This is a genomic window from Pseudomonas sp. NFPP04 (assembly GCF_900113815.1).
Classification (GTDB): domain Bacteria; phylum Pseudomonadota; class Gammaproteobacteria; order Pseudomonadales; family Pseudomonadaceae; genus Aquipseudomonas; species Aquipseudomonas extremorientalis.
In genome coordinates this window covers 120,928-143,977 of sequence record NZ_FOQS01000005.1, presented here as the reverse complement: position 1 = coordinate 143,977, position 23,050 = coordinate 120,928, and the positions used below count along the sequence as shown (strand labels likewise).

Below are 23,050 nucleotides of genomic sequence, written 5' to 3'. Positions count from 1 at the left end.
GATGAGGCCAGTGCAAGCAACAAAAAAACCACTGCCCATCAGAGGCAGCACCTCAATAACCGTGAGGCCAACACCGTGATCCAGACCCTGACCCACCTCCCCCATCCCGTTGAAGATGGACCGACCCTCGCCAGCCACTTCACCGACCTGGCACCGCCCTTCAACGCCCGCCAGGCCCAACTGGAAGCCTCGCGCTGCCTGTATTGCTACGACGCGCCTTGCGTGAATGCGTGCCCCAGCGAAATCGATATCCCGTCGTTCATCCGCAATATCCACACCGAAAACGTGCAAGGCGCGGCGCAGAAGATTCTCTCGGCCAACATCCTGGGCGGCAGTTGCGCGCGGGTGTGCCCCACTGAAATCCTGTGCCAGCAAGCCTGTGTGCGCAACAACGCCGAAGAATGCGCCCCGGTGCTGATCGGCCTGTTGCAACGCTACGCCATCGACAACGCCCACTTCAGCGAACACCCCTTCCAGCGCGCCGCGTCCACCGGCAAGCGCATCGCCGTGGTCGGTGCCGGGCCTGCCGGTCTGTCTTGCGCCCATCGCAGTGCGTTACACGGCCATGACGTGGTGGTCTTTGAAGCCAGGGAAAAAGCCGGTGGCTTGAATGAGTACGGAATCGCCAAATACAAACTGGTGGATGACTTTGCGCAGAAGGAGCTGGATTTCCTCTTGCAGATCGGCGGCATCGAGATCCGCCACGGCCAGCGCCTGGGGGACAACCTGACGTTGAGCGAACTGCATCAGCAATTCGATGCGGTGTTCCTCGGCCTCGGCCTTGCCGCCAGCAAACAACTCGGTTTGGCCAATGAAGACGCGCCTGGCCTACTCGCCGCCACCGACTATATCCGCGAACTGCGCCAGGCCGATGACCTCACCCAACTGCCCCTGGCCGACCGCTGCATCGTGCTCGGCGCCGGCAATACCGCCATCGACATGGCCGTGCAAATGGCCCGCCTAGGCGCCCGCGATGTGAACCTCGTATACCGCCGCGGCCTGGCGGACATGGGCGCCACCCACCACGAACAGGACATCGCCAAGGCCAATCAGGTACGCCTGCTGACCTGGGCCCAGCCCGAAGCCGTGCTGCTGGATGACCTGGGTCATGTACGCGGCATGCGCTTCCTGCGCACGCGCATGGAAAACGGCCGCCTGCACCCTACCGGTGAAACCTTCGAACTGGCCGCCGACGCGATCTTCAAGGCCATCGGCCAGGGTTTCGACAACGAGGCGCTGCACGACCCGCTGGCCGAGCAACTGCACCGCGTCGGCGAGCGTATTTTCGTCGACGAGCAGCTGCGTACCAGTGTTCCCGGGGTGTACGCCGGTGGCGATTGCGTCAGCCTCGGCCAGGACCTCACCGTGCAGGCCGTGCAACACGGCAAGCTGGCCGCTGAAGCCATGCACGCCCAACTCATGCTGACTGTGGAGGCTGCGTAATGGCCGATCTCTCGATTGTGTTCGCCGGTATCAAGGCCCCCAACCCGTTCTGGCTGGCCTCCGCGCCGCCCACCGACAAGGCCTACAACGTGGTCCGTGCCTTTGAAGCCGGCTGGGGTGGCGTGGTGTGGAAAACCCTCGGCGAGGACCCGGCGGCGGTCAACGTGTCATCCCGCTACTCGGCGCACTACGGCGCCAACCGGGAAGTGCTGGGCATCAACAACATCGAGTTGATCACCGACCGCTCCCTGGAGATCAACCTGCGGGAAATCACCCAGGTGAAAAAGGACTGGCCCGACCGTGCGCTGATCGTGTCGCTGATGGTGCCGTGCGTCGAGGAATCCTGGAAAAACATCCTGCCGCTGGTTGAAGCCACCGGCTGCGACGGTATCGAGCTGAACTTCGGCTGCCCCCACGGCATGCCCGAACGCGGCATGGGCGCGGCGGTGGGCCAGGTACCGGAGTACGTGGAGCAAGTGACGCGCTGGTGCAAGACGTACTGCTCGCTGCCGGTGATCGTCAAGCTCACGCCGAACATCACCGACATCCGCGTGGCGGCGCGAGCGGCGTACCGTGGCGGTGCGGATGCGGTGTCGCTGATCAACACCATCAACTCCATCACCAGCGTGGACCTGGAGCGCATGGTTGCCCTGCCGGTAGTCGGCACCCAGAGCACCCACGGCGGTTACTGCGGTTCGGCGGTGAAGCCGATTGCGCTGAACATGGTCGCCGAAATCGCCCGCGACCCACAGACCCAGGGCCTGCCGATCTGCGGCATTGGCGGCATCGGCAACTGGCGCGATGCGGCGGAGTTCGTCGCCCTGGGCTGCGGCGCGGTGCAGGTGTGCACGGCGGCAATGCTGCATGGGTTTCGCATTGTGGAGGAAATGAAGGACGGGCTGTCGCGCTGGATGGACAGCCAGGGTTACACCAGCCTGCAGGAGTTCTCCGGGCGAGCGGTGGGCAACACCACGGATTGGAAGTACCTGGATATCAACTACCAGGTGATCGCCAGGATCGATCAGGCCGCCTGCATTGGCTGCGGGCGTTGCCATATCGCCTGCGAAGACACCTCGCACCAGGCCATTGCCAGCCTGAAACAGGCGGATGGCACGCATAAATATGAGGTGATCGACGATGAGTGCGTGGGCTGCAACCTATGCCAGATCACCTGTCCGGTGGCCGATTGCATCGAGATGGTACCGATAGACACCGGCAAGCCGTTTTTGAATTGGACGCAGGATCCGAGGAATCCCTACCGGGAGGCTGTGTAGGCCTTTAGACCGGCATCGGGGGCAAGCCCCCTCCCACATTCGACCGCATTCTTTCAGGTGAAATGCAGTCAGGTGTGGGAGGGGGCTTGCCCCCGATGAGGCCCTCAACCCCAACAGAGATCAAGGCTCCAACCCAATCCCCCGCAAGATCACACTGGTCACCGTCTGAATCGCCTTCTCGAACTGCATATCCGACAACGGCTGGTGATCATTCAAGATTTTTACCTGGTGATCAAAGTCCGCATAGTGCTGGGTCGAGGCCCAGATCATGTACAGCAGGCTCGATGGTTCCACCGGCAGGATGCGCTTGTCCTCCACCCACTGGCGAATCTTCGCTTCCTTCATCTTGGCCCAGTCGTACAGGCTTTCATCCAGCGCCTCACCCAGGGTCGGCGCGCCGTGGATGATTTCGTTGGCCCAGACTTTCGAACCATACGGCCGCGTGCGCGAGCGCTGCATCTTGGCGCGGATGTAGCTGCTGAGCACCACCCGGGGGTCATCGAAGGTCTCGAAGCTCAGGGCGTCCTGCTTCCACACTTCCAGCAGGTCGAACAGCACGGCGCTGTACAGCTCGCTCTTGGTGGTGAAGTAGTAATGCAGGTTGGAGCGCGGCAGTTGCACTTCTTCAGCGATGTCGGCCATGGCGGTGCTGCCGTAGCCTTTTTCGGCGAAGATTTTCTCCGCGGCCAGCAGGATTTTTTCGACGTTGACCCGACGAATTCCGATCTTGTGATTGCCCATAAGGGCTCCCTGACAACAACTTGGCTTAAAGACTACCATCGGCTCTAGATCGGGGCGACAGGCCATAGTGAAACTTCTGACGCGAACCTTTCCCCCGGAAATCGGATTGGTTAGGATCGCGGTCCCCATGAAGGATCATTGCAATGACTATTCGACCTCGTGTGGCCACCGACGACACCGTGCTGGGAGCACTGTGGGAACGCTCGGTGCGCGCCACCCATGACTTCCTCCCCGAGGATGACATTCAACGTTTGCTGCCCCTGGTACGCGACACCTACCTGCCGATGCCTGCCCTGGAAGTGTGGGTGTATGAAGATCAACAAGGCATCGCCGGTTTTATCGGTACCGGCGGGAACAATGTGGAGATGCTGTTTATCGACCCCGAGCGTCGTGGCCAGGGCATCGGCCGCCAGTTGCTGGACCACGCCCGTGCCCGTCACGACACGCTCACCGTCGATGTAAACGAACAAAACCCACAAGCCGTGGGGTTCTACCTGCACTATGGTTTTATCCAGGTCGCGCGCTCGCCGCTGGATGGCGAAGGCAAGCCCTTTCCCTTGCTGCACATGGCTCTACCGACTCCCTGACCCCGAAGGTATTGAACAATGTTGATCAAGAAAAGCCTCACCACCCTCGCCCTGCTCGCTTCCTTGCTCGGCGCCTCGGCAGCGTTTGCCCATGCCCACCTCAAGAGTGCGGAGCCAGCGGCCGACAGCAGCGTCGCTGCGCCCAAGGACCTGCGCCTGACCTTCAGCGAAGGCGTCGAAGCCACCTTCACCAAGGTGTCCCTGAGCAAGGACGGCACCGAAGTCGCGATCAAGGGCCTGGAAACGCCGGACGCCGACAAGAAAGTGCTGGTGGTCACCCCGGCCGCCCCGTTGGCCGCCGGTACCTACAAAGTGGTGTGGAACGCGGTCTCGGTCGACACCCACAAGAGCAACGGCGAATACAGCTTCAAGGTCGGCCAGTAACCCATGGCTACCCTGCTGGTGCTGTGCCGTTTCCTGCATTTCAGCGTCGTGTTGTTGATGTTCGGGGCCTGCGCATTCAGGCCCTGGCTGCTCGGCGCTGCACCGCAACCGGCGCTGGACCGGCAACTTGAGCGGATCACCCGGGGGCTGGCCTGGCTGGGGCTGGGCTCCGGTCTCGCCTGGCTGTTGCTGATCAGCGCGAGCATGGCCGGCCGCTGGGACGCGGCATTGCAGCCGGCCACCGTACAGCTGGTGCTGGGCAAGACCTTCTTTGGCCAGGTGTGGGTGTGGCATCTGTTACTGAACCTGCTGCTGGTGATCGTGCTGGTCAAACCCTGGCCGATGGTGCGCCTGCCAGTGATCGCGCTGCTGCTGGCGACACTGGCACCGGTCGGCCATGGCGCCATGCTGGACGGGCTCAGCGGCAGATTGCTGATCCTCAATCAGGTGGTGCACCTGGTGTGTGTCGGCGCCTGGCTCGGCGGGTTGCTGCTGTTGGTGTTGATCCTGAGCCAATCCCCGCCTGTTGCGCTGGAGCCGATCCTGCGACGCTTCAGCGGTGTGGGTTATGGCCTGGTCGCCGGCTTGCTGGTGACTGGCTTGATCAACGTGCGCGTACTCACTGGGCAACTGTGGCCCACGCCGTTATTCAACGGCTTTGCCCTGATCCTGTTGATCAAGGTGTTGCTGGTGCTGGGCATGTTGGCCCTGGCGCTGCTGAACCGGCTGCGGATCGAGCGCTGTGAAGAACGCCTGGGCAGCCTGAAGGCTAGTGTGAAGCTGGAGTGGGTGCTGGGGATTGCCGCCGTCGCCGCCGTTTCCCTCCTGGGCACCTTGCCGCCGATGCTGATGGTTGACTGAAACACACCGTCATCGGGGGCAAGCCCTCTCCCACATTGACCGTCCACACCGAGCAGGTCATCGTATAACTTCTGCTTGACAGCGCCCGAAAACCTCGCAAATATCGCACCCAATGTTGTACGACAACATATAACAAATAATAAAAACAACAAAAGAAAGGGAGCTTCACTGTGAGTTCACTCGCCCGCAATTCCTCCGTCCGCCTGGGTTTTATCGGTCTCGGCAGCCTGGCCTTCACCTTGCCCCTCACCGCTTCGGCCGAAGGCTTTGTCGACGATGCCAAAGCCACGCTCAATCTGCGCAACGCCTACTTCAACCGCAACTTCACCAACCCCAGCAACCCCCAGGGCAAGGCCGAAGAGTGGACGCAGAACTTCATCCTCGATGCCAAGTCCGGCTACACCACAGGCACGGTGGGCTTCGGCATTGATGTGCTGGGCCTGTATTCGCAAAAGCTCGACGGCGGTAAAGGCACTGGCGGTACGCAGTTGCTGCCGATCCACAGCGATGGCCGCCCGGCCGATAACTTCGGGCGCCTTGGCGTGGCGCTGAAAACCAAGCTGTCGAAGACCGAGCTGAAAGTCGGCGAATGGATGCCGGTGCTGCCGATCCTGCGCTCCGACGATGGCCGTTCCCTGCCCCAGACCTTCCGTGGCGGCCAGGTCACGTCCAATGAGATCGCCGGCCTGACCCTCTACGGCGGCCAGTTTCGCGGCAACAGCCCACGCAATGACGCGAGCATGGAAGACATGTTCATGAACGGCAAAGCCGCGTTCACTTCCGACCGTTTCAATTTCGGTGGCGGCGAATACAGCTTCAACGACAAGCGCACCCAGGTCGGTGTGTGGTACGCCGAACTCACCGACATCTATCAGCAACAGTATTTCAACCTGACCCACAGCCAACCCGTGGGCGACTGGACCCTGGGCGCCAACCTTGGCTTTTTCACCGGCAAGGAAGACGGCAGCGCGCTGGCTGGCGACCTCGACAACAAGACCGCTTTCGCCCTGCTCTCGGCCAGGTACAACGGCAACACCTTCTATGTAGGCCTGCAAAAACTCACCGGCGACAGCGTGTGGATGCGGGTCAATGGCACCAGTGGCGGCACCCTGGCCAACGACAGCTACAACGCCAGCTACGACAACGCCAAGGAGAAATCCTGGCAGGTGCGCCATGACTTCAACTTCGTGGTGCTCGGCATTCCGGGGCTGACCCTGATGAACCGCTACATCAGCGGCAGCAACGTGCACACCGGGGCGATCACCGATGGCAAGGAATGGGGCCGCGAATCAGAGTTGGCCTACACCGTACAGAGCGGTGCACTCAAGGACTTGAACGTGCGCTGGCGCAACTCGACCATGCGTCGGGACTTCAGCAATAACGAGTTCGACGAGAACCGGCTCTTTATCAGCTACCCGATTTCGCTGCTGTAGGTTTCGGGCCGGGCGCAGACGTCGAGTCAATGCATATCCCGCATTTGAAACCCCATCGCCTGTATTAGCGTTGACAACCCAGGGAATCCCTAACGATACTTCGATATAGTCATACGACAACCTACAACAACAATGGAACCCTCATGACCACTTCCACAACCACGCCTGTTCCATTCAACCGCCTGCTGCTCACCGGTGCCGCCGGCGGCCTCGGCAAAGTCCTGCGCGAACGTCTGCGCCCCTACGCCAACGTGCTGCGCCTGTCGGACATCGCCAACATGGCGCCGGCCGCCGACGCGTCCGAAGAAGTGCAGACATGCGACCTTTCCGACAAGCAAGCCGTGCACCACCTGGTGGAAGGCGTCGACGCCATCCTGCACTTCGGCGGCGTCTCGGTTGAGCGTTCGTTCGAAGAAGTGCTCGGCGCCAATATCTGCGGGATTTTCCATATCTACGAAGCCGCCCGCCGCCACGGCGTGAAGCGTGTGATCTTCGCCAGTTCCAACCATGTGATCGGCTTCTACAAGCAGGGTGAACAACTCGACGCCCACTCGCCGCGCCGCCCGGACAGCTACTACGGCTTGTCCAAGTCCTACGGCGAAGACATGGCCAGTTTCTACTTCGACCGCTATGGCATCGAGACCGTGAGCATCCGCATCGGCTCGTCGTTCCCGGAGCCGCAGAACCGCCGGATGATGCACACCTGGCTGAGTTTCGATGACCTCACACAGTTGCTGGAACGTGCGCTGTACACGCCCAACGTCGGCCATACCGTGGTGTACGGCATGTCGGATAACCTCGACACCTGGTGGGACAACCGCTACGCCGCGCACCTGGGCTTTGCGCCCAAGGACAGCTCGGAAGTGTTCCGCGCCCAGGTCGAGATCCAGCCACCCGTGGCCGCCGATGACCCGGCCAAGGTCTACCAGGGTGGCGCGTTCTGCGCGGCCGGGCCATTCGGGGACTGACCATGACCGCTGAATTGATCGTCGACGCCCGCAACGCCGTGGGCGAATGCCCGGTGTGGGTGCCCGAGGAGAACGCACTGTACTGGGTGGATATTCCCAACGGTGGCCTGCAACGTTGGAGTGCTGCCACCGGCCATCTCGCCGCCTGGAAAGCCCCGCAGATGCTCGCCTGTATCGCCCGCACCGATGCCGGCAACTGGGTCGCGGGAATGGAAACCGGCTTCTTCCAACTGACCCCGCACAACGATGGCAGCCTCGACAGCACGCCGTTGGCCGGTGTCGAACACCCCCGCGCCGACATGCGCCTGAACGACGGTCGCTGTGATCGCCAGGGCCGCTTCTGGGCCGGCAGCATGGTGCTGAACATGGGCTTGAATGCGGCCGAGGGCATCCTCTACCGCTACGCTTGCGGCGCCGCGCCCCATGCACAACTGGACGGTTTCATCACCCTCAACGGTCTGGCCTTCAGCCCGGATGGCCGTACGATGTACGCCTCGGACTCGCACCCCTTGGTGCAACAGATCTGGGCCTTCGACTACGACACCGACACCGGTACGCCCTCCAACCGCCGCGTCTTCGTGGACATGCATAACTACCTCGGTCGCCCCGACGGCGCGGCGGTAGACGCCGACGGCTGCTACTGGATCTGCGCCAACGACGCCGGCCTGATCCACCGGTTCACCCCCGACGGCCGCCTCGACCGCTCCCTCACCGTACCGGTGAAGAAACCCACCATGTGCGCCTTCGGCGGCAGTCGCCTGGACACCCTGTTCGTCACCTCGATCCGTGACGACCAGAGTCCCCAGTCGCTGTCCGGCGGCGTGTTCGCCCTCAACCCCGGCGTTGTCGGATTGCCGGAGCCCACGTTCACCCTCTAGCTGCATCGCTGTGCCTTGAATACAACAATAACAAGACAGGAGTGACACCCCATGGACTTCAAACGCACCTTGCTCGCCGCTGCATGCTTGACCCTCGCCAGCGCCGCACACGCCCTGGAAATCAAGTTCGCCGACATCCACCCCGCCGGCTACCCCACCGTCGTCGCCGAAGAAAACATGGGCAAGGCCCTGACCAAGGAAAGCAATGGCGAACTGACCTTCAAGTACTTCCCCGGCGGTGTGCTGGGCTCCGAGAAAGAAGTGGTCGAACAGGCCCAGGTCGGCGCGGTCCAGATGACCCGTGTCAGCCTCGGTATCGTCGGCCCGGTGGTGCCGGACGTGAATGTGTTCAACCTGCCGTTCGTGTTCCGTGACCAGGCGCACATGCGCAAGGTCATCGACGGCGAGATCGGCGATGAGATCCTCGCCAAGATCACCGATTCGGAATTCGGCCTGGTGGCCCTGGCCTGGATGGACGGTGGCACGCGCAACCTCTACACCAAGAAACCGGTGCGCAAGATCGAAGACCTCAAGGGCATGAAGATCCGCGTGCAAGGCAACCCGTTATTCATCGAGGCCTTCAATGAAATGGGGGCCAACGGCATTGCCATGGACACCGGCGAGATCTTCAGCGCCCTGCAGACCGGGGTGATCGACGGCGCGGAAAACAACCCGCCGACCCTGCTCGAACACAACCACTTCCAGAACGCAAAGTACTACACCCTCACCGAACACCTGATCTTGCCCGAGCCCATCGTGATGTCGAAAATCACCTGGAACAAGCTCACTCCCGCCCAGCAGGACATGGTGAAGAAAGCCGCCAAGGCCGCCCAGGCGGACGAGCGCGTGCTGTGGGACGCCAAGTCCGCCAGCAGTGAAACCAAGCTCAAGGCCGCCGGCGTGGAATTCATCACCGTCGACAAAAAGCCCTTCTATGACGCCACCGCGCCGGTGCGCGCCAAATACGGCGCGGCTTACGCCGATATCATCAAGCGTATCGACGCCGTTCAGTAACGCCCTCCTTCTCTAGCAAGGCCCGGCGCGGTCGGCATCGACGCGCCCGGTTACGGTGAACGCCATGAAGAATTTACTGCTGCGCATCAACGACCGCCTGTACATGACCTGTATCTGGGTCGCCGGCCTTTCGGTACTGGGGGTTGCGCTGATCATCCCCTGGGGCATCTTCGCCCGCTACGTCCTCGGCACCGGCGCCAGTTGGCCGGAACCCACCGCCATCCTGCTGATGCTGATCTTCACCTTCGTCGGCGCCGCCGCCAGTTACCGCGCGGGTGCGCATATGTCGGTGGCGGTGGTGACTGACCGCCTGCCGCCACGCCAACGCCAGATCGCCGGTATCGTCGCGCAACTGTTGATGGCGACGATCTGCCTGTTCATGGCCGTGTGGGGCACCAAGTTGTGCCTGTCCACCTGGAACCAGTTCATGAGCGCCATCCCCACACTGCGCGTGGGCATCACCTATATGCCAATCCCCATCGGCGGGCTGCTGACCCTGGTGTTCGTGCTGGAAAAACTCCTGCTCGGCGACCAGAGCCAGCGGCGCGTGGTGCGGTTCGACCTGGTGGAAGAAAACGAAGGGGCTGCCTGAAATGGATGCATTGATTCTGTTGGGCAGTTTTATCGCCTTGATCCTGCTGGGCATGCCAGTGGCCTATGCCCTGGGGATGTCGGCACTGATCGGCGCGTGGTGGATCGACATCCCGTTCCAGGCCCTGATGATTCAGGTGGCCGGGGGCGTGAACAAGTTTTCGCTGATGGCGATTCCGTTCTTTGTGCTAGCCGGAGCGATCATGGCCGAGGGTGGCATGTCACGTCGGCTGGTGGCGTTTGCCGGGGTGCTGGTGGGCTTTGTGCGCGGCGGCCTGTCCCTCGTCAATATCATGGCCTCGACGTTTTTCGGCGCCATCTCCGGCTCCTCGGTGGCCGATACCGCCTCGGTCGGCTCGGTGCTGATCCCGGAAATGGAACGCCGTGGGTACCCACGGGAATTTGCCACCGCCGTGACCGTCAGCGGTTCGGTGCAGGCGTTGCTGACGCCACCCAGCCATAATTCGGTGCTCTACTCCCTGGCCGCCGGCGGCACCGTGTCCATCGCCTCGCTGTTCATGGCCGGCGTGGTGCCGGGCCTGTTGATGAGCGCCTGCCTGATGGTGCTGTGCCTGATCTTCGCGAAAAAGCGCAACTACCCCAAGGGCGAAGTCATTCCCCTGAAGCAGGCGCTGAAGATCGCCGCCGATGCCCTCTGGGGCCTGATGGCCATGGTGATCATCCTCGGCGGCATCCTCTCGGGCATCTTCACCGCCACCGAATCGGCCGCGATTGCCGTGCTGTGGGCATTCTTCGTGACCATGTTCATCTACCGCGACTACAAATGGCGCGAGCTGCCCAAGCTGATGCACCGCACGGTGCGCACCATTTCCATCGTGATGATACTGATCGCCTTCGCCGCCAGCTTCGGCTACATCATGACCCTGATGCAGATCCCGGCGAAGATCACCACGGCGTTCCTGACCCTATCGGACAACCGCTACGTGATCCTGATGTGCATCAACATCATGCTGCTGTTGCTCGGCACGGTGATGGACATGGCGCCGCTGATCCTGATCCTCACGCCGATCCTGCTGCCGGTGGTGCTCGGACTGGGCGTCGACCCGGTGCATTTCGGCATGATCATGCTGGTCAACCTCGGCATCGGCCTGATCACCCCACCGGTGGGCGCGGTGTTGTTCGTGGGCGCCGCAGTGGGCAAGGTGAGCATCGAGAAGACCGTGAAAGCGCTGCTGCCGTTCTATGGGGTGCTGTTCCTGATCCTGATGGCGGTAACCTACATTCCGGCGCTGTCGTTGTGGCTGCCAAGCGTGGTGCTGTGATGCTGATCGAACTGGAAGACAACCTGACCCACCTCACCCTGGCCCCGGCCGTGGGCGCAAGCATCGTCAACTGGCGCGTGCGGGCCAGCGGCCAGCCGTTGTTGCGCCACAGCGACCAACAGGCCCTGGATACGGGCCTGCCGGGCAAACTTGGCTGTTACCCGCTGGCACCCTGGTCCAACCGGATCGCCCAAGGCGGGTTCGATAACCCCGACGGCTGGCTGGCGCTCACGCCGAACAGCCTGACCGACCCGCTGCCCATTCATGGGTCGGCCTGGCAACAGGCGTGGCAGGTGGTCAGCCAGTCGGCGGACGAAGTGGTGCTGGAACTGCTGTGCGACACACCGTTCGCCTATCGCGCCGAGCAGCGGTTCTGCTTGCGCGGCGGTGAACTGAGCATCACGTTGCGGGTGACCCATCTGGCGGATAACCCCGCGTGGCATGGCTTGGGATTGCATCCCTACCTGCCGCGCACAGCGCACACGCGGTTGGAGGCCAAGGCCTCGCAGGTGTGGATGAGTGATGCGTCGAAACTGCCCACAGGGCTGGCACCGGTGCCCGCCGCCTGGGATTTCCAGATGTTGAAGACCCTGCCGGAAGGTTTGGTGGACAATGGATTTTGCCGGTGGGACGGACATTGCCGGATCGAGCAACCGGAGCTGGGCTATGCCTTAGAATGCCAGGCCACCGGCGCCGACTACTTTCTGCTGTACTGCCCGCCGGGGCTGGGGTTCTTTTGCATCGAGCCGGTGAGCCATCCGGTGAATGCCCATCACCTGGCCGGGCGGCCGGGCCTGAAACTGCTGGAACACAATCAGTCGGTGCAACTCCATTTCAACTTGAAATACATCCCACATGTGGGAGGGGGCTTGCCCCCGATGGCTGAGTGTCAGGCAACAGATGTTTGACTGATAAACCGCTATCGGGGGCAAGCCCCCTCCCACAGTTTTGATTTGCGTTGTGTCAGGGTGGAGCGTTTTTCAGGCGGCCGGCAGTGTCGATACTGACGACCACCGACAACCCAGGCCGCAACCGCTCGCTCTCGACCTGGTCCGGATCCACCGTAATCCGCACCGGCACGCGCTGGGCGATCTTCACGAAGTTGCCGGTGGCGTTGTCCGCCTGCAACAGGCTGAACTCCGAACCGGTGGCCGGGGAAATATGCTGCACCGTGCCTTGGAATTTGCGGTGGTTCAAGGCATCCACCGTGAAGGTCACCGGCTGGCCGACCTGCACGTTGTCCATCTGGGTTTCCTTCATGTTGGCAATCACCCACAGCTGCGGCGGCACCAGCGCCATCAGTTGCGCGCCGGAGTTGACGTAGGCCCCCAGGCGCACGCCAATCTGCCCCAACTGACCGTCACGCGGCGCAGTGATGCGGGTGTTGGACAGGTCGATACGCGCCAGCTCCACCGCGGCCTCGGCACTCGCTACGGCAGCTTCCAGGGAGCCACGGTTGACGATCACTGTCTGCAGGTCCTGTCGTGCGATTTCCAGGCTGGCCTGGGCTTGCGCCACGGCGGCGATGGTCTGTGCATTGGCGGCGCGGGTCACGTCCAGCTCGCGCCTGGACACTGAGCCGTCGCTGATCAGTTCTTCATTGCGGCGCAAATCGGCCGTGCTTTTGCGGGCTTGTGCCTGGCTGTCCACCAAGGCTGCCTGGCGCAGCTTGATGGTGGCTTCGGCGCTGTTGCGCTGCTGCACCACATTCGCCAGCGAGGCCTTCTGCACCGCCAGTTGCGCCAGCGCCTGGTCCAGGCGCTGTTTGTAGATGCGATCGTCGAGGCGCACCAGCAGGTCACCGGCCTTGACGTATTGGAAGTCCTGCACCGGCACTTCGAACACATAGCCGCTCAGTTGCGGGCCGATGATCGTCACCTGCCCACGCACCAGGGCGTTCTCGGTGGTTTCCACGGCGCTGCTGAACGGCGGCAACTGCCAGGCATACAACACGATCAGAACCCCGACAATGGCAATCGCGGCAAACCCCAGCGATGAGACGATGCGCACCCGCAGGGAACGTGGCTCGGTGACCGAGGCGCCTGGCGGCGTGGTGCCTTCCGGGGTGGCGGCGATGGCGTTGGTGGTCGTGGTGGTGGTGGTGGTGGAAGTCGGTTCGGTCATGAAGAAGCGCCGCTGGGTTGAACGGGAGGGGCTGCTGTTTTGGTCGTGCTCATCAGCCACAGGCTGCGGATAAAGATCCAGATCATGGTCAGTATCGCGATGATCGCGATCAGCATGAAGACATCGTTGTAGGCCATCACGTTCGCCTCGCGGGTCGCCGCCGTGGCCAGGCTGCGAATGCCCATGAGGTTGCGCAACTCGGGGTCGGCGACAATGCCGCCATAGGCCGAACCGCCGCTCGATACCCGCGCGGCCACACGCGGATCGAGCAGGGTCAGATGCTCGACGATCATGCTGGAATGGTACTTCTCGCGCACGATCTGGAACGTGCCCAGCAACGCCGCGCCAATCAGGCCGCCGAGGTTCTGGCAGATACCGAACATCACCGAGAAACTCACCAGGTTGCGCGGGTTGGCCAGCACGTTCCTGGTGCCCAGCACCATGGTCGGCCCCAGGAAGAATGTACCGCCGAAGCCTAGCAGGAACTGGCTGACATACAGGTTCTGCGGCCGGGTCAGGTTGCTGGAAAAACTGTCCATCACCGACCCGGTGGCCATCAGTGCCAGGGAAATCACCAGCGGCATCAACAGGTGCGCCGGGTTGATGGTCAACGCACTCACCGCCAGCCCGGCAATCGCCCCCGCCAGCATCACCACGTACAGGGTGTGCATCTGCTGGTAGCTCATGTTCAACATCTGCATGAAACCCACGGCGCCGGTGGACTGCTCGGACAGCACCATGCGGATCAGGATCACCGCCAGCGCCAGGCGGATCATCACGCCGCTGCCCAGCCAGCGGGTCATCAGCATCGGGTTGGCGCGGTTATGCTCGATGGCCAGCCCGGCCATGATCAGCACCAGGGAACAGGCCGAGGCGATGCCGATCCACGGTGCTTCCAGCCACCAGTCGATGCGGCCCAGGGACAGCACGGCGCAGAGCAAGGCGACACCGGTGGCAAGGATGGCGAAGGTGAGGAAGTCGAGTTTCTCGAAGGTCTTGAAGCGGTCGCCGGGCGGGAGTTTAAGCAGGAATACGCAGCCCAGGCAGATCAGCGCCATGCCCAGTTCAAACAGATACAACCCGCGCCATTCAGCAATTTGCAGCAAGTCTTCGGAGAACAGGCGCGCCAGTGGCAACGCCAACTGCGCCGTACCCAACCCCAGCACCAGGGACTTCAAGCGCCACTTGGCCGGGAACGCCTGGATCATGTAGTACAAACCCAACGAACTCAGCGCCGCCCCCACCATGCCATGGGCCGCGCGCACCGCGATGGCCGAGCTGAGGTCGTTGACGAACAAGTGGCCGAAAGTCACCAAGGCGTACAGCACCAGGAACACCTCGGTAAATGCACGCAGCCCGAACTGCTGGCGGAACTTCACCAGCAGCAGGTTCATGCACACGTTGGTCATCACATAGGCGGCGGGCAGCCAGGCCATTTCAGCGGTGGTCGCGCCGAGTGCGCCTTGCAGGTATTGCAGGTTGGCGATGACCAGTGCGTTTCCCAACCCACCGGTAATCGCCACCAGCACGCCCACCATCGCGAACAGCCAACGCTTGTGCGTCGGGTGCAGCGGCGTAGACGGCGAACCGGGCAGGCTCGGGCGCTCGTGGGGCTCCCAGGTGTGGGGGGTGTATTTGTTCATTCGATGACTCAGGTAAACCCATACTCAGAGACAGTAAACCTGAGCGGAGTTCATCTTGCCATGTCGAGGGCATAATTGATGCGAAGAACCTGAAATGTACGAGGGCAAGTCGACTTGTCGCCCTGCCCCGCTGGGATGTCCTGTGTATTCAGATCCAGCCGAGCCAACTCCAGTAGGTCGCAGCGAATACCAGCATCAACAGGTAGCCAACCAGCGTCACCAGAACCCCCACCTTGGCGAACTGCCGCGCCGTGAACGTCCCGGTCCCCAGGCACACCATGTTCTGCGGTGCATTGATCGGCAGGATAAACCCGTAGCTCATCACAAACCCCAGGAGCATGGTCATGCCCAACCGGCTGAAATCCCCCGGCAAGGTCTGCAACACCGCGATCAGGATCGGCAACAGCGCCGAGGTCAACGCGGTGGCGCTGGCGAAGCCCAGGTGGATCAGGATCAGGAACGCACCAAGAATCGCAAACACACCCAGCGGCCCCACCTGGTCAAGCCCGGTATGCGCCACCACTTGCGCGCCCAGCCATTGCCCGGCCTGGGTGGTCAGCAGCGCCGTTCCCAAGCTGATGCCTACCCCGAACACGATCACCGTTCCCCACGGAATGCGCGACTGCACATCCTTCCAGGTCATCACGCCGATACCCGGCAATAACAGGAACACCAGGCCGGCGTAGGTGGTCGAGGTGGTGTCGAAACTGTGCAGTCGCCCTTCCGTGGCCCAGGCCAGTAGCAGCAACACCGAAACGCTCAACAGGCGCTTCTGCGCGCCGGTCATCGGCCCTATCTCCACCAGCGACTGCGCCACCGCCTCTTTACCGCCGGGGATGCTGTCGGTCTCCGGCGGCAGCAACTTGAGCACGAGGAACAGCAACACCGCCGACATGATCAACGCCCACGGCGCGCCGGCAATCAGCCAGTCGATCCACGACACGCGCTGGCCAAGCATCTTGTCCATGAAACCGACGGTGAGCAGGTTCTGCGCGGCGGCGGTCTGGATGCCGACGTTCCAGATGCTGGTGCCCTGGGCCACCACGATCATGATGCCAGCGGCGATATTCGAGCGTTTGTCCACGCCGAACGCGGCGATCACGCCCATCATGATCGGCACCACGCAGGCACTGCGCGCCGTGGCGCTGGGTACCACGAGGCTGAGCAGCACCGTCACCGCAATCGCCCCCAGCAGGATGCGCCGGGTGCTGGTGCCGACCCGGCTAAGGGTCACCAAGGCGATACGCCGGTCCAGGCCGGTGTGGGTCATGGCTGCTGCGATAAACAGCGCCCCGGCCACCAGCGCCAGCGCCGGGTTGGAAAACCCGGTGAGCGCCATGCTGATCGCCGGGCTGGTGCCGATCACATGCGCGGTGTCCTGCAACGACGGCGCGGTGCCCAGCAGAAAGGCCATCAGCGACGTGATCATGATCGCACTGGCTTCATAGGACACCGCTTCAGTGATCCACACCACCACGGCAAACGCGAGGATCGCCAGCATGCGGTGCCCGGCGACCGGCAAGTCGGCGGGCACCGGCAACAGCAGCACCCCGGCCATCACCAACACGGCGACGACCAGGCCCAGGGGTAATTTGAAAGATGCCGCACTCATGGGCCACTCCAAGGCTCTAGATCAGGCCTTGAGCATGGGCTAAAAGCACCTGCGACGTGTTGACCTAGGCCAACAACTGGCTCAACACGGCCCGCAACTTGCCGGGCTTGACCGGTTTGTTCAGCAACGGCGCTTCCAGCCGGCGCAACGCCCTACGGCACTGGTCGGTGCGGTCGGCGCTAATGATCACGGCCGGGATGTTCAGTTCGAAATGCTCACGCAGGTGCTTGACCACCGCACACCCCACCACCCCATGGTCGAGGTGATAATCGGCCAGGATCAGTTCCGGCGCCCTGCCCTCCAACGCCAGCAACGCTCCGGCCTGGTCGGTGGCGGTGACCACATCACAGCCCCATTGCCCGAGTAGCGCGCGCATGCTGTCGAGGATGCTCACCTCGTTGTCGATCACCAGCAGACGCCGTCCCGGCAGCGGGTTGCCGGTGGTCGGCTGGGCTGGCAATTGGCTGATCGGCAGAGGGATCTCGTTGCTCAACGGCACCTCGATACTGAACATCGAGCCACGTCCCGGCCACGAGCGTACGGCGATGGGGTAACCCAGGATCTCGGCGATCCGCTCGACAATCGCCAGCCCCAGCCCAACGCCTTTACGGTCCGCAGCGCGGCCGACGTCGAGCTGGTTGAACTCGAGGAAGATCGCCTCCAGCCGGTCCTCCGCAATCCCGCGCCCGGTGTCCCAGACCTCCAGGCGCAGGCAATCGCCCCGCTTGCGCGCGCCCAACAGGATGCAACCTTCGTCGGTATAGCGGCAGGCATTGCTGAGGAAGTTACGCAAAATCCGCGTCAGCAATCGCAAGTCGGTGCTGATCGCATAGCAGCCGGTGTGCACCCGCAGGTTCAACCCGGCCGCCTGGGCCACCGACTGGAACTCCGAGACCAGCGGCGCGAACAATTCATCCAGGCGGTACAGCGCCACATCTGGCTTGACCGCCGCCTGGTCGAGCCGCGAGATGTCCAGCAAGTCGGTGAGCAAGTCCTCGGCGCCCTCCAGCGCCTGGTGCGTGCGCTCCACCAGCACCTGCTCGACGCTGGGCAACGACCGTTCACGCAAGGTGGCGATCAACAAGCGTGCGGCATTCAGCGGTTGCAACAGGTCGTGGCTGGCGGCGGCGAGGTATTTGTCCTTGCTGCGGTTGGCGGCCTGGGCGGCGTCGCGGGCGTCGCGCAGGTCCTGTTCGATCTGCTCGCGCTGGGCGATCTGCTGTTGCAGGTTGTGGTTGGCTTCCAACAGTTCGTCGGTGCGTGCGGCGACCCGCTGCTCCAACTCGTCATTGAGACGGATATAGCGCTTGCGCTCAGCCTCCAGCTCATCCAGCCGCGCCGTGAGTTCCGGGTAATGGCTCTTGCGCGCCGACTGGTCGCCCAGCCCCAGCAACCCGGCGAGTGCGCGTTGCTGGTCGTCAGAGAGCTTCGCCATAGACGACCTCGACGTCACGCTGGCTCGACTCTCTCGGGTTGGTGAGGATGCACGGATCCCCCATCGCATGCTGGGACAGGAACGGAATATCCGCCACGCGCACACCATGCAGGCCCAGGGTTTCGTGGAAGCCGATGGCCCGCTTGAGCGCTATCAAATGCTCCACCAGCCGCCCGCAGATCTGCCGGTGATTGAGGCCGCGACAGTCGATGCCAAACGTCTCGGCAATCACCTTGAAACGCTCCGGCGCCGAGCTGTAGTTGAACGCCACCACATGCTCCACCAGCACTGCGTTGCACAGCCCATGGGGCAGGTCGAGGAAGCCGCCGAGGCTGTGGGACATGGCGTGCACTGCGCCGAGAATCGCGTTGGAAAACGCCAACCCGGCCTGCATGCTGCCGAGCATGATCTTCTCGCGCAGGGCGATATCCGTAGGGTTGGCGATCATCTGCACCAGGTTGCCGTTGATCAGGCGCATTGCCTCCAGCGCATGGGGGTCGGTGAGTGGGCCGTGGCCGGTGGAAACGAACGCCTCGATAGCATGCACCAATGCGTCGATGCCGGTGCAGGCGGACAGGAACGGGTCCATGCTGGCCGTGGTTTCCGGGTCGATCAGCGACACATCCGGCACTACCGCCTTGCTGACGATAGAGAACTTCATGCGTTCCTGCTGGTTGGAAATGATCACGAACTGCGAGACATCCGCCGAGGTGCCGGCGGTGGTGGGGATCAGGATCAGCGGCGGGCTGGGCACGCGAAGGGTGTCGACGCCCTCGAACTCAAGAATGCTGCGCCCGTGGGCCACCACGATGCCGATGGCCTTGCCACAGTCCATCGGGCTGCCGCCGCCGATGGCTACGATCACGTCGCAGTGGTGTTCGCGGTACACCTCGGCACCGGTCATCACTTCTTCGACACGCGGATTGGGCGAGACGGCGCTGTACAGGCAGTAGTCGATGCCGAGGGCTTGCAGGCTGGCTTCCACATCGGCCACCCAACCGGCGGCGATCACGCCAGGGTCGCTGACCACCAGCACCTTGCGCGCGCCGAAGGTCTTGGCGTAGTTACCGACGTTGTGCCGGCAACCGGCTCCAAAGATGATTTCAGGCGAGACGAATTTACGCAGGAGGCTCAGATTTGGGCTCATTGGAAAGCCTGTTTTTATTATTTTGGAAGAATGCGCTCCACACTAACCGATCCGGCTGCGAATGCAATCAGACCAAAGAGGCATCCTTCCGACAGCTCCCGCGATCAACGGCTGGCGAAGTACATGGTCACTTCGAAGCCGATACGCAGGTCGGTAAACGCAGGTTTGGTCCACATGGGGGCAGTCCTCTTGTTGTTCCGGAAAATTCCGGTGGGGTCATTAATGCATGGGGGAGATGGGGCAGCGAATGCTACTTTCGAAGTATCAAGCGCACTGCATTAGTCGCGAATGTACAGAGGCCAAAATGTGGGAGGGGGCTTGCCCCCGATGGCAGCGGGTCAGTCAACATTTATGTCAATGACACACCGCTATCGGGGGCAAGCCCCCTCCCACAGGGGACCGCGTTGCAATCAGAGGGTCAGAAGAAACCCAGCGGGTTGATGTCGTAGCTCACCAGCAGGTTCTTGGTCTGCTGGTAGTGATCCAACATCATCTTGTGGTTTTCACGCCCGACGCCCGATTTTTTGTACCCGCCAAACGCCGCATGCGCCGGGTACAGGTGATAACAGTTGGTCCACACCCGACCCGCCTTGATCGCCCGGCCCATGCGGTAGGCGCGGTTGATGTCGCGGGTCCACAGGCCAGCGCCCAGGCCGAACTCGCTGTCATTGGCAATCGCCAGGGCTTCGGCCTCGTCCTTGAAGGTGGTCACGCCCACCACCGGGCCGAAGATTTCCTCCTGGAACACACGCATCTTGTTGTGGCCCTTGAGCAGGGTCGGTTGGATGTAATAGCCGCTGGACAGGTCGCCTTCCAGGCGCTCGGCCGCGCCGCCGGTGAGCAGCACCGCGCCCTCTTCCTGGGCGATCTTGAGGTAGGACAGGATCTTGTCGTATTGCTGCTCCGAGGCCTGGGCGCCGACCATAGTCTCGGTGTCCAGCGGGTTGCCGCGCTTGATCTTGACGATCTTCTTCATCACCTCGGCCATGAACGGCTCGTAGATCGACTCCTGCACCAGCGCCCGCGAGGGGCAGGTGCACACTTCGCCCTGGTTGAAGAACGCCAGCACCAGACCTTCGGCCGCCTTTTCGATAAACGCAGGCTCGGCGCTCATGATGTCCTCGAAGAAGATGTTCGGCGACTTGCCGCCCAGCTCCACGGTGGACGGGATGATGTTCTCGGCCGCCGCGTGCATGATGTGCGCGCCCACCGGGGTGGAGCCGGTAAAGGCGATCTTGGCGATGCGCTTGCTGGTAGCCAGGGCCTCCCCGGCTTCGCGGCCAAAGCCCTGCACGATGTTCAGCACGCCGGGCGGCAGCAGGTCGCCGATCAGCTCGGCAAACACCATGATCGACAACGGCGTCTGCTCGGCCGGCTTGAGCACGATGCAGTTACCGGCGGCGAGTGCCGGCGCGAGTTTCCACGCCGCCATCAGCAATGGGAAGTTCCACGGGATGATCTGCCCGACCACGCCCAATGGTTCGTGAAAATGATAAGCCGCTGTGTGCTCGTTGATCTCGGCGGCCCCGCCTTCCTGGGCACGGATGCACCCGGCGAAGTAGCGGAAATGGTCAGCGGCCAGGGGCACGTCGGCGTTGAGGGTTTCGCGCACGGCCTTGCCGTTGTCCCAGGTCTCGGCCACAGCCAGCACTTCCAGGTTCTGCTCGATACGGTCGGCGATTTTCAGCAGCACCAGGGCGCGGTCCTGGGCCGAGGTCTTGCCCCAGGCATCGGCGGCGGCGTGGGCGGCGTCAAGGGCCTTGTCGATATCGGCGGCGCTGGAACGGGGGAACTCGGCGATGACTTCACCGGTGACCGGCGAGGTATTGGTGAAGTACTCACCCTTGAGCGGCGCGACGAACTCACCGCCGATGTAGTTGCCGTAGCGCGGCTTGAAGCTGACGATGGCGCCGGGGGTGCCAGGTTGGGCGTAGATCATGGTGAGGCCTCTGCTTATTGTTGGGTGTTGATGGGCTGCATCTGGGTGCGTTCGTAGTGGGGGTACAGGTGGGTCACGCTGCGGGTCAGTTCATAGCGGCTCAGGTTGATGCCCGCGAATCGCTCGGGGATCGGGCTGCGGATCAGCTCGGGCATGTCGCTGCCATGGGCTGCCCCGTCGCGTAGCAATTGATCGAGCCAGGTGAGGTAGTCACGCATCTGTTCGAAGGGTTTGGCGTCGGTCGCAATGGGGCCGTGGCCGGGCACGATCAGGGTCCAGGGCAAGCCTTGCAGGGTGGCGATATCCGCCAGCCAGATCGCCAGCCCCGGTGAGTGGGGCGTGGTGAGTGCGCGCTGGTAGAACACCAGGTCGCCGGCAAACAGCACGCCGGTCCTGCGGTCGAGGATCGCCAGGTCGGCGCCGGTATGGCCGCGCAGGTGCAGCAGTTGCAGGTCGTGGCTGCCGAAGGTTTTCACCCCCGCTTGCAGGGCTTCGGTGGGCAACACCACTTCGGTGCCGCGCATCCAGTCACCCACCATGCGGTACAGGTTCTCAGCCATGCTGTCGCCCTGCTCATGCAGCAAATCCTTGGTGCCGGCCAGGGCGCCAATCGGTACATCCCTGAAGGCTTGGTTGCCCAGGGCGTGGTCGGGATGGTGGTGCGTCAGCAGCACCTGGATCACCGGTTTGTCGGTGACACGGGCGATGGCCTGGCGCAGGGCTTCGCCGTAGCGCCTGGACGGCCCGGTGTCGATCACCACCACGCCGGGCTCGGTGACGATGAACCCGACATTGACGATATTGCCGCCATTGTCCCTGGTGAAGTTGTCGGTGCTGCCTTCCAGCAGCCAGGTGTTATCGGCGATCAACCGAGGTTTGAGGACGTAATCCAGGTCCGCCAGCACCGGCAGGCTGAACAGCAGCAGCCACAGCACAATCCAGCGCAGGCTCATGGGATGGCCGCCTCGAACTGGTTGCCGCTGGTGTCGCGCAGGGTCAGGCGCGTGGGCTCGCGGCCTTCGATGTCGAAGGCCAGGCTGGGGTTTTCGCTGACGGCGGGGAACAGTTCCAGGCGTGCCAGCAGTTGGTTATCTGCGCCGCGCAGCTCGGCCTGGTGGATAAAGAATTCGGGAATACCGCTGATCATGCCGTTATCCATCGGATGGGCAACTTGCAATTTCACGCGGCTGAACTCGGCACGCGGGTAACGGCCGCCGAGCACTTCGCCCAGGTGCTCTTCCCAGCCGGGTTGGGTGCGCACCACGCTGGGCGCGGTGCAGCCGCCACCGGCGGCATCGATCAGGGCCGAGCCGACATGCCACATGCCATCCCGGGTGAGCACCGCTGCACGCAACGGCGTGGCCTGTTCGATACGAATCCGCAGCGACAGCCACGGCAGTACTGGCCCCAACGGCTGGAAATCGACGATCTGCGGCAGAGGGTTCAGCTCGGCCCAGGCAAGGATCTTCACCACGTCCCCCTTGAAGGCGCGGGCGTCGATCTCCAGCGGCACCTGGCGCGCATCCTCGGCGAACGGCGGCGCCAGGAGCTTCACCCGCTCGTCGAACACAAACGCTGCATTGTCGAGCAAGCGCTGGTGATAGTAGGCCCACATCACCGAGGGCACCGGGTCGACGGGCGCGCCCCAGGCCAGCATCGGCACACAGCACAGCCACCACCCGCGCAGGCCCAT

The 23,050-nt window shown here is 62.8% G+C and carries 22 protein-coding genes; 12 read left to right on the top strand and 10 right to left on the bottom strand.

From position 1 onward, the window contains the following. Positions 1-75: 75 nt before the first annotated feature. Positions 76-1,443, top strand: coding sequence for an NAD(P)-dependent oxidoreductase (locus tag BM017_RS12775; protein ID WP_092244740.1), 1,368 nt, complete (start codon positions 76-78; stop codon positions 1,441-1,443). After that, the gene (gene preA, locus BM017_RS12770; protein WP_092244737.1) at positions 1,443-2,717 is read left to right on the top strand and encodes an NAD-dependent dihydropyrimidine dehydrogenase subunit PreA; all 1,275 of its coding nucleotides are present in this window, start codon (positions 1,443-1,445) and stop codon (positions 2,715-2,717) included. Before BM017_RS12775 ends, preA begins: the two co-directional genes overlap by 1 nt. Positions 2,718-2,837: 120 nt before the next feature. Here preA and BM017_RS12765 read toward each other — a convergent pair whose 3' ends face one another. Next, complete coding sequence (locus BM017_RS12765) at positions 2,838-3,458, bottom strand: TetR/AcrR family transcriptional regulator (protein ID WP_025854871.1); 621 nt, start codon at positions 3,456-3,458, stop codon at positions 2,838-2,840. A gap of 143 nt (positions 3,459-3,601) precedes the next feature. Here BM017_RS12765 and BM017_RS12760 point away from each other — a divergent pair, with 143 nt between their 5' ends. The 10 genes from BM017_RS12760 to BM017_RS12715 all read left to right on the top strand — a co-directional run bounded on the left by BM017_RS12760 (position 3,602) and on the right by BM017_RS12715 (position 12,365). Next, positions 3,602-4,045 carry a GNAT family N-acetyltransferase gene (locus tag BM017_RS12760; RefSeq protein ID WP_092244734.1) on the top strand — a complete coding sequence of 148 codons (444 nt, stop codon included), beginning with the start codon at positions 3,602-3,604 and terminating at the stop codon, positions 4,043-4,045. A gap of 18 nt (positions 4,046-4,063) precedes the next feature. Continuing rightward, entirely contained in the window at positions 4,064-4,429 is a 366-nt protein-coding gene (gene copC / locus BM017_RS12755) for a copper homeostasis periplasmic binding protein CopC (protein WP_092244731.1), read from the top strand. A 3-nt stretch (positions 4,430-4,432) separates the two neighbouring features. Beyond that, positions 4,433-5,290 (top strand): copper homeostasis membrane protein CopD, encoded by an 858-nt coding sequence (gene copD, locus BM017_RS12750; protein ID WP_092244728.1) that lies wholly within the window; start codon positions 4,433-4,435, stop codon positions 5,288-5,290. A 170-nt stretch (positions 5,291-5,460) separates the two neighbouring features. Beyond that, positions 5,461-6,723, top strand: a complete 1,263-nt coding sequence (locus tag BM017_RS12745) for an OprD family porin (RefSeq protein ID WP_092244725.1) — start codon at positions 5,461-5,463, stop codon at positions 6,721-6,723. 143 nt (positions 6,724-6,866) lie between these two features. After that, complete coding sequence (locus tag BM017_RS12740) at positions 6,867-7,691, top strand: NAD-dependent epimerase/dehydratase family protein (RefSeq protein ID WP_092244722.1); 825 nt, start codon at positions 6,867-6,869, stop codon at positions 7,689-7,691. A 2-nt stretch (positions 7,692-7,693) separates the two neighbouring features. Next, complete coding sequence (locus tag BM017_RS12735; RefSeq protein ID WP_092244719.1) at positions 7,694-8,569, top strand: SMP-30/gluconolactonase/LRE family protein; 876 nt, start codon at positions 7,694-7,696, stop codon at positions 8,567-8,569. A 51-nt stretch (positions 8,570-8,620) separates the two neighbouring features. After that, entirely contained in the window at positions 8,621-9,583 is a 963-nt protein-coding gene (locus BM017_RS12730) for a TRAP transporter substrate-binding protein (protein WP_071492064.1), read from the top strand. A 64-nt stretch (positions 9,584-9,647) separates the two neighbouring features. Then, positions 9,648-10,175, top strand: coding sequence for a TRAP transporter small permease (locus tag BM017_RS12725; protein WP_071492065.1), 528 nt, complete (start codon positions 9,648-9,650; stop codon positions 10,173-10,175). A 1-nt stretch (position 10,176) separates the two neighbouring features. Further along, the gene (locus BM017_RS12720) at positions 10,177-11,457 is read left to right on the top strand and encodes a TRAP transporter large permease (RefSeq protein ID WP_092244716.1); all 1,281 of its coding nucleotides are present in this window, start codon (positions 10,177-10,179) and stop codon (positions 11,455-11,457) included. Further along, positions 11,457-12,365 (top strand): aldose 1-epimerase, encoded by a 909-nt coding sequence (locus tag BM017_RS12715; protein ID WP_092244713.1) that lies wholly within the window; start codon positions 11,457-11,459, stop codon positions 12,363-12,365. Before BM017_RS12720 ends, BM017_RS12715 begins: the two co-directional genes overlap by 1 nt. A 55-nt stretch (positions 12,366-12,420) precedes the next feature. On the opposite strand, the gene BM017_RS12710 is transcribed toward BM017_RS12715, so the two are convergent. From BM017_RS12710 to BM017_RS12670, 9 genes are all read right to left on the bottom strand, one after another. After that, positions 12,421-13,581 (bottom strand): HlyD family secretion protein, encoded by a 1,161-nt coding sequence (locus tag BM017_RS12710; RefSeq protein ID WP_092244710.1) that lies wholly within the window; start codon positions 13,579-13,581, stop codon positions 12,421-12,423. After that, a complete protein-coding gene (locus tag BM017_RS12705) occupies positions 13,578-15,224 on the bottom strand; it encodes an MFS transporter (protein WP_092244707.1) in 1,647 nt (548 codons plus the stop codon). The genes BM017_RS12710 and BM017_RS12705 overlap by 4 nt, the downstream gene beginning before the upstream one ends. A 148-nt stretch (positions 15,225-15,372) precedes the next feature. After that, the gene (locus BM017_RS12700) at positions 15,373-16,836 is read right to left on the bottom strand and encodes a DASS family sodium-coupled anion symporter (protein WP_092244705.1); all 1,464 of its coding nucleotides are present in this window, start codon (positions 16,834-16,836) and stop codon (positions 15,373-15,375) included. Between the two features lie 64 nt (positions 16,837-16,900). Next, entirely contained in the window at positions 16,901-18,271 is a 1,371-nt protein-coding gene (locus tag BM017_RS12695) for an ATP-binding response regulator (protein ID WP_092244702.1), read from the bottom strand. Beyond that, positions 18,255-19,418: an alcohol dehydrogenase-like regulatory protein ErcA gene (gene ercA, locus BM017_RS12690; protein WP_071492072.1), complete on the bottom strand. Its 1,164-nt coding sequence runs from the start codon at positions 19,416-19,418 to the stop codon at positions 18,255-18,257. Before ercA ends, BM017_RS12695 begins: the two co-directional genes overlap by 17 nt. 104 nt (positions 19,419-19,522) lie before the next feature. After that, complete coding sequence (pqqA, locus tag BM017_RS12685; protein ID WP_010209364.1) at positions 19,523-19,594, bottom strand: pyrroloquinoline quinone precursor peptide PqqA; 72 nt, start codon at positions 19,592-19,594, stop codon at positions 19,523-19,525. A gap of 242 nt (positions 19,595-19,836) precedes the next feature. After that, on the bottom strand, positions 19,837-21,357 hold the full coding sequence (locus BM017_RS12680) for an acetaldehyde dehydrogenase ExaC (protein WP_092244699.1): 1,521 nt from the start codon (positions 21,355-21,357) through the stop codon (positions 19,837-19,839). A gap of 14 nt (positions 21,358-21,371) precedes the next feature. Further along, positions 21,372-22,310 carry a quinoprotein relay system zinc metallohydrolase 1 gene (locus BM017_RS12675; RefSeq protein WP_371914404.1) on the bottom strand — a complete coding sequence of 313 codons (939 nt, stop codon included), beginning with the start codon at positions 22,308-22,310 and terminating at the stop codon, positions 21,372-21,374. Further along, positions 22,307-23,050, bottom strand: coding sequence for a quinoprotein dehydrogenase-associated SoxYZ-like carrier (locus BM017_RS12670; protein ID WP_071492074.1), 744 nt, complete (start codon positions 23,048-23,050; stop codon positions 22,307-22,309). Before BM017_RS12670 ends, BM017_RS12675 begins: the two co-directional genes overlap by 4 nt.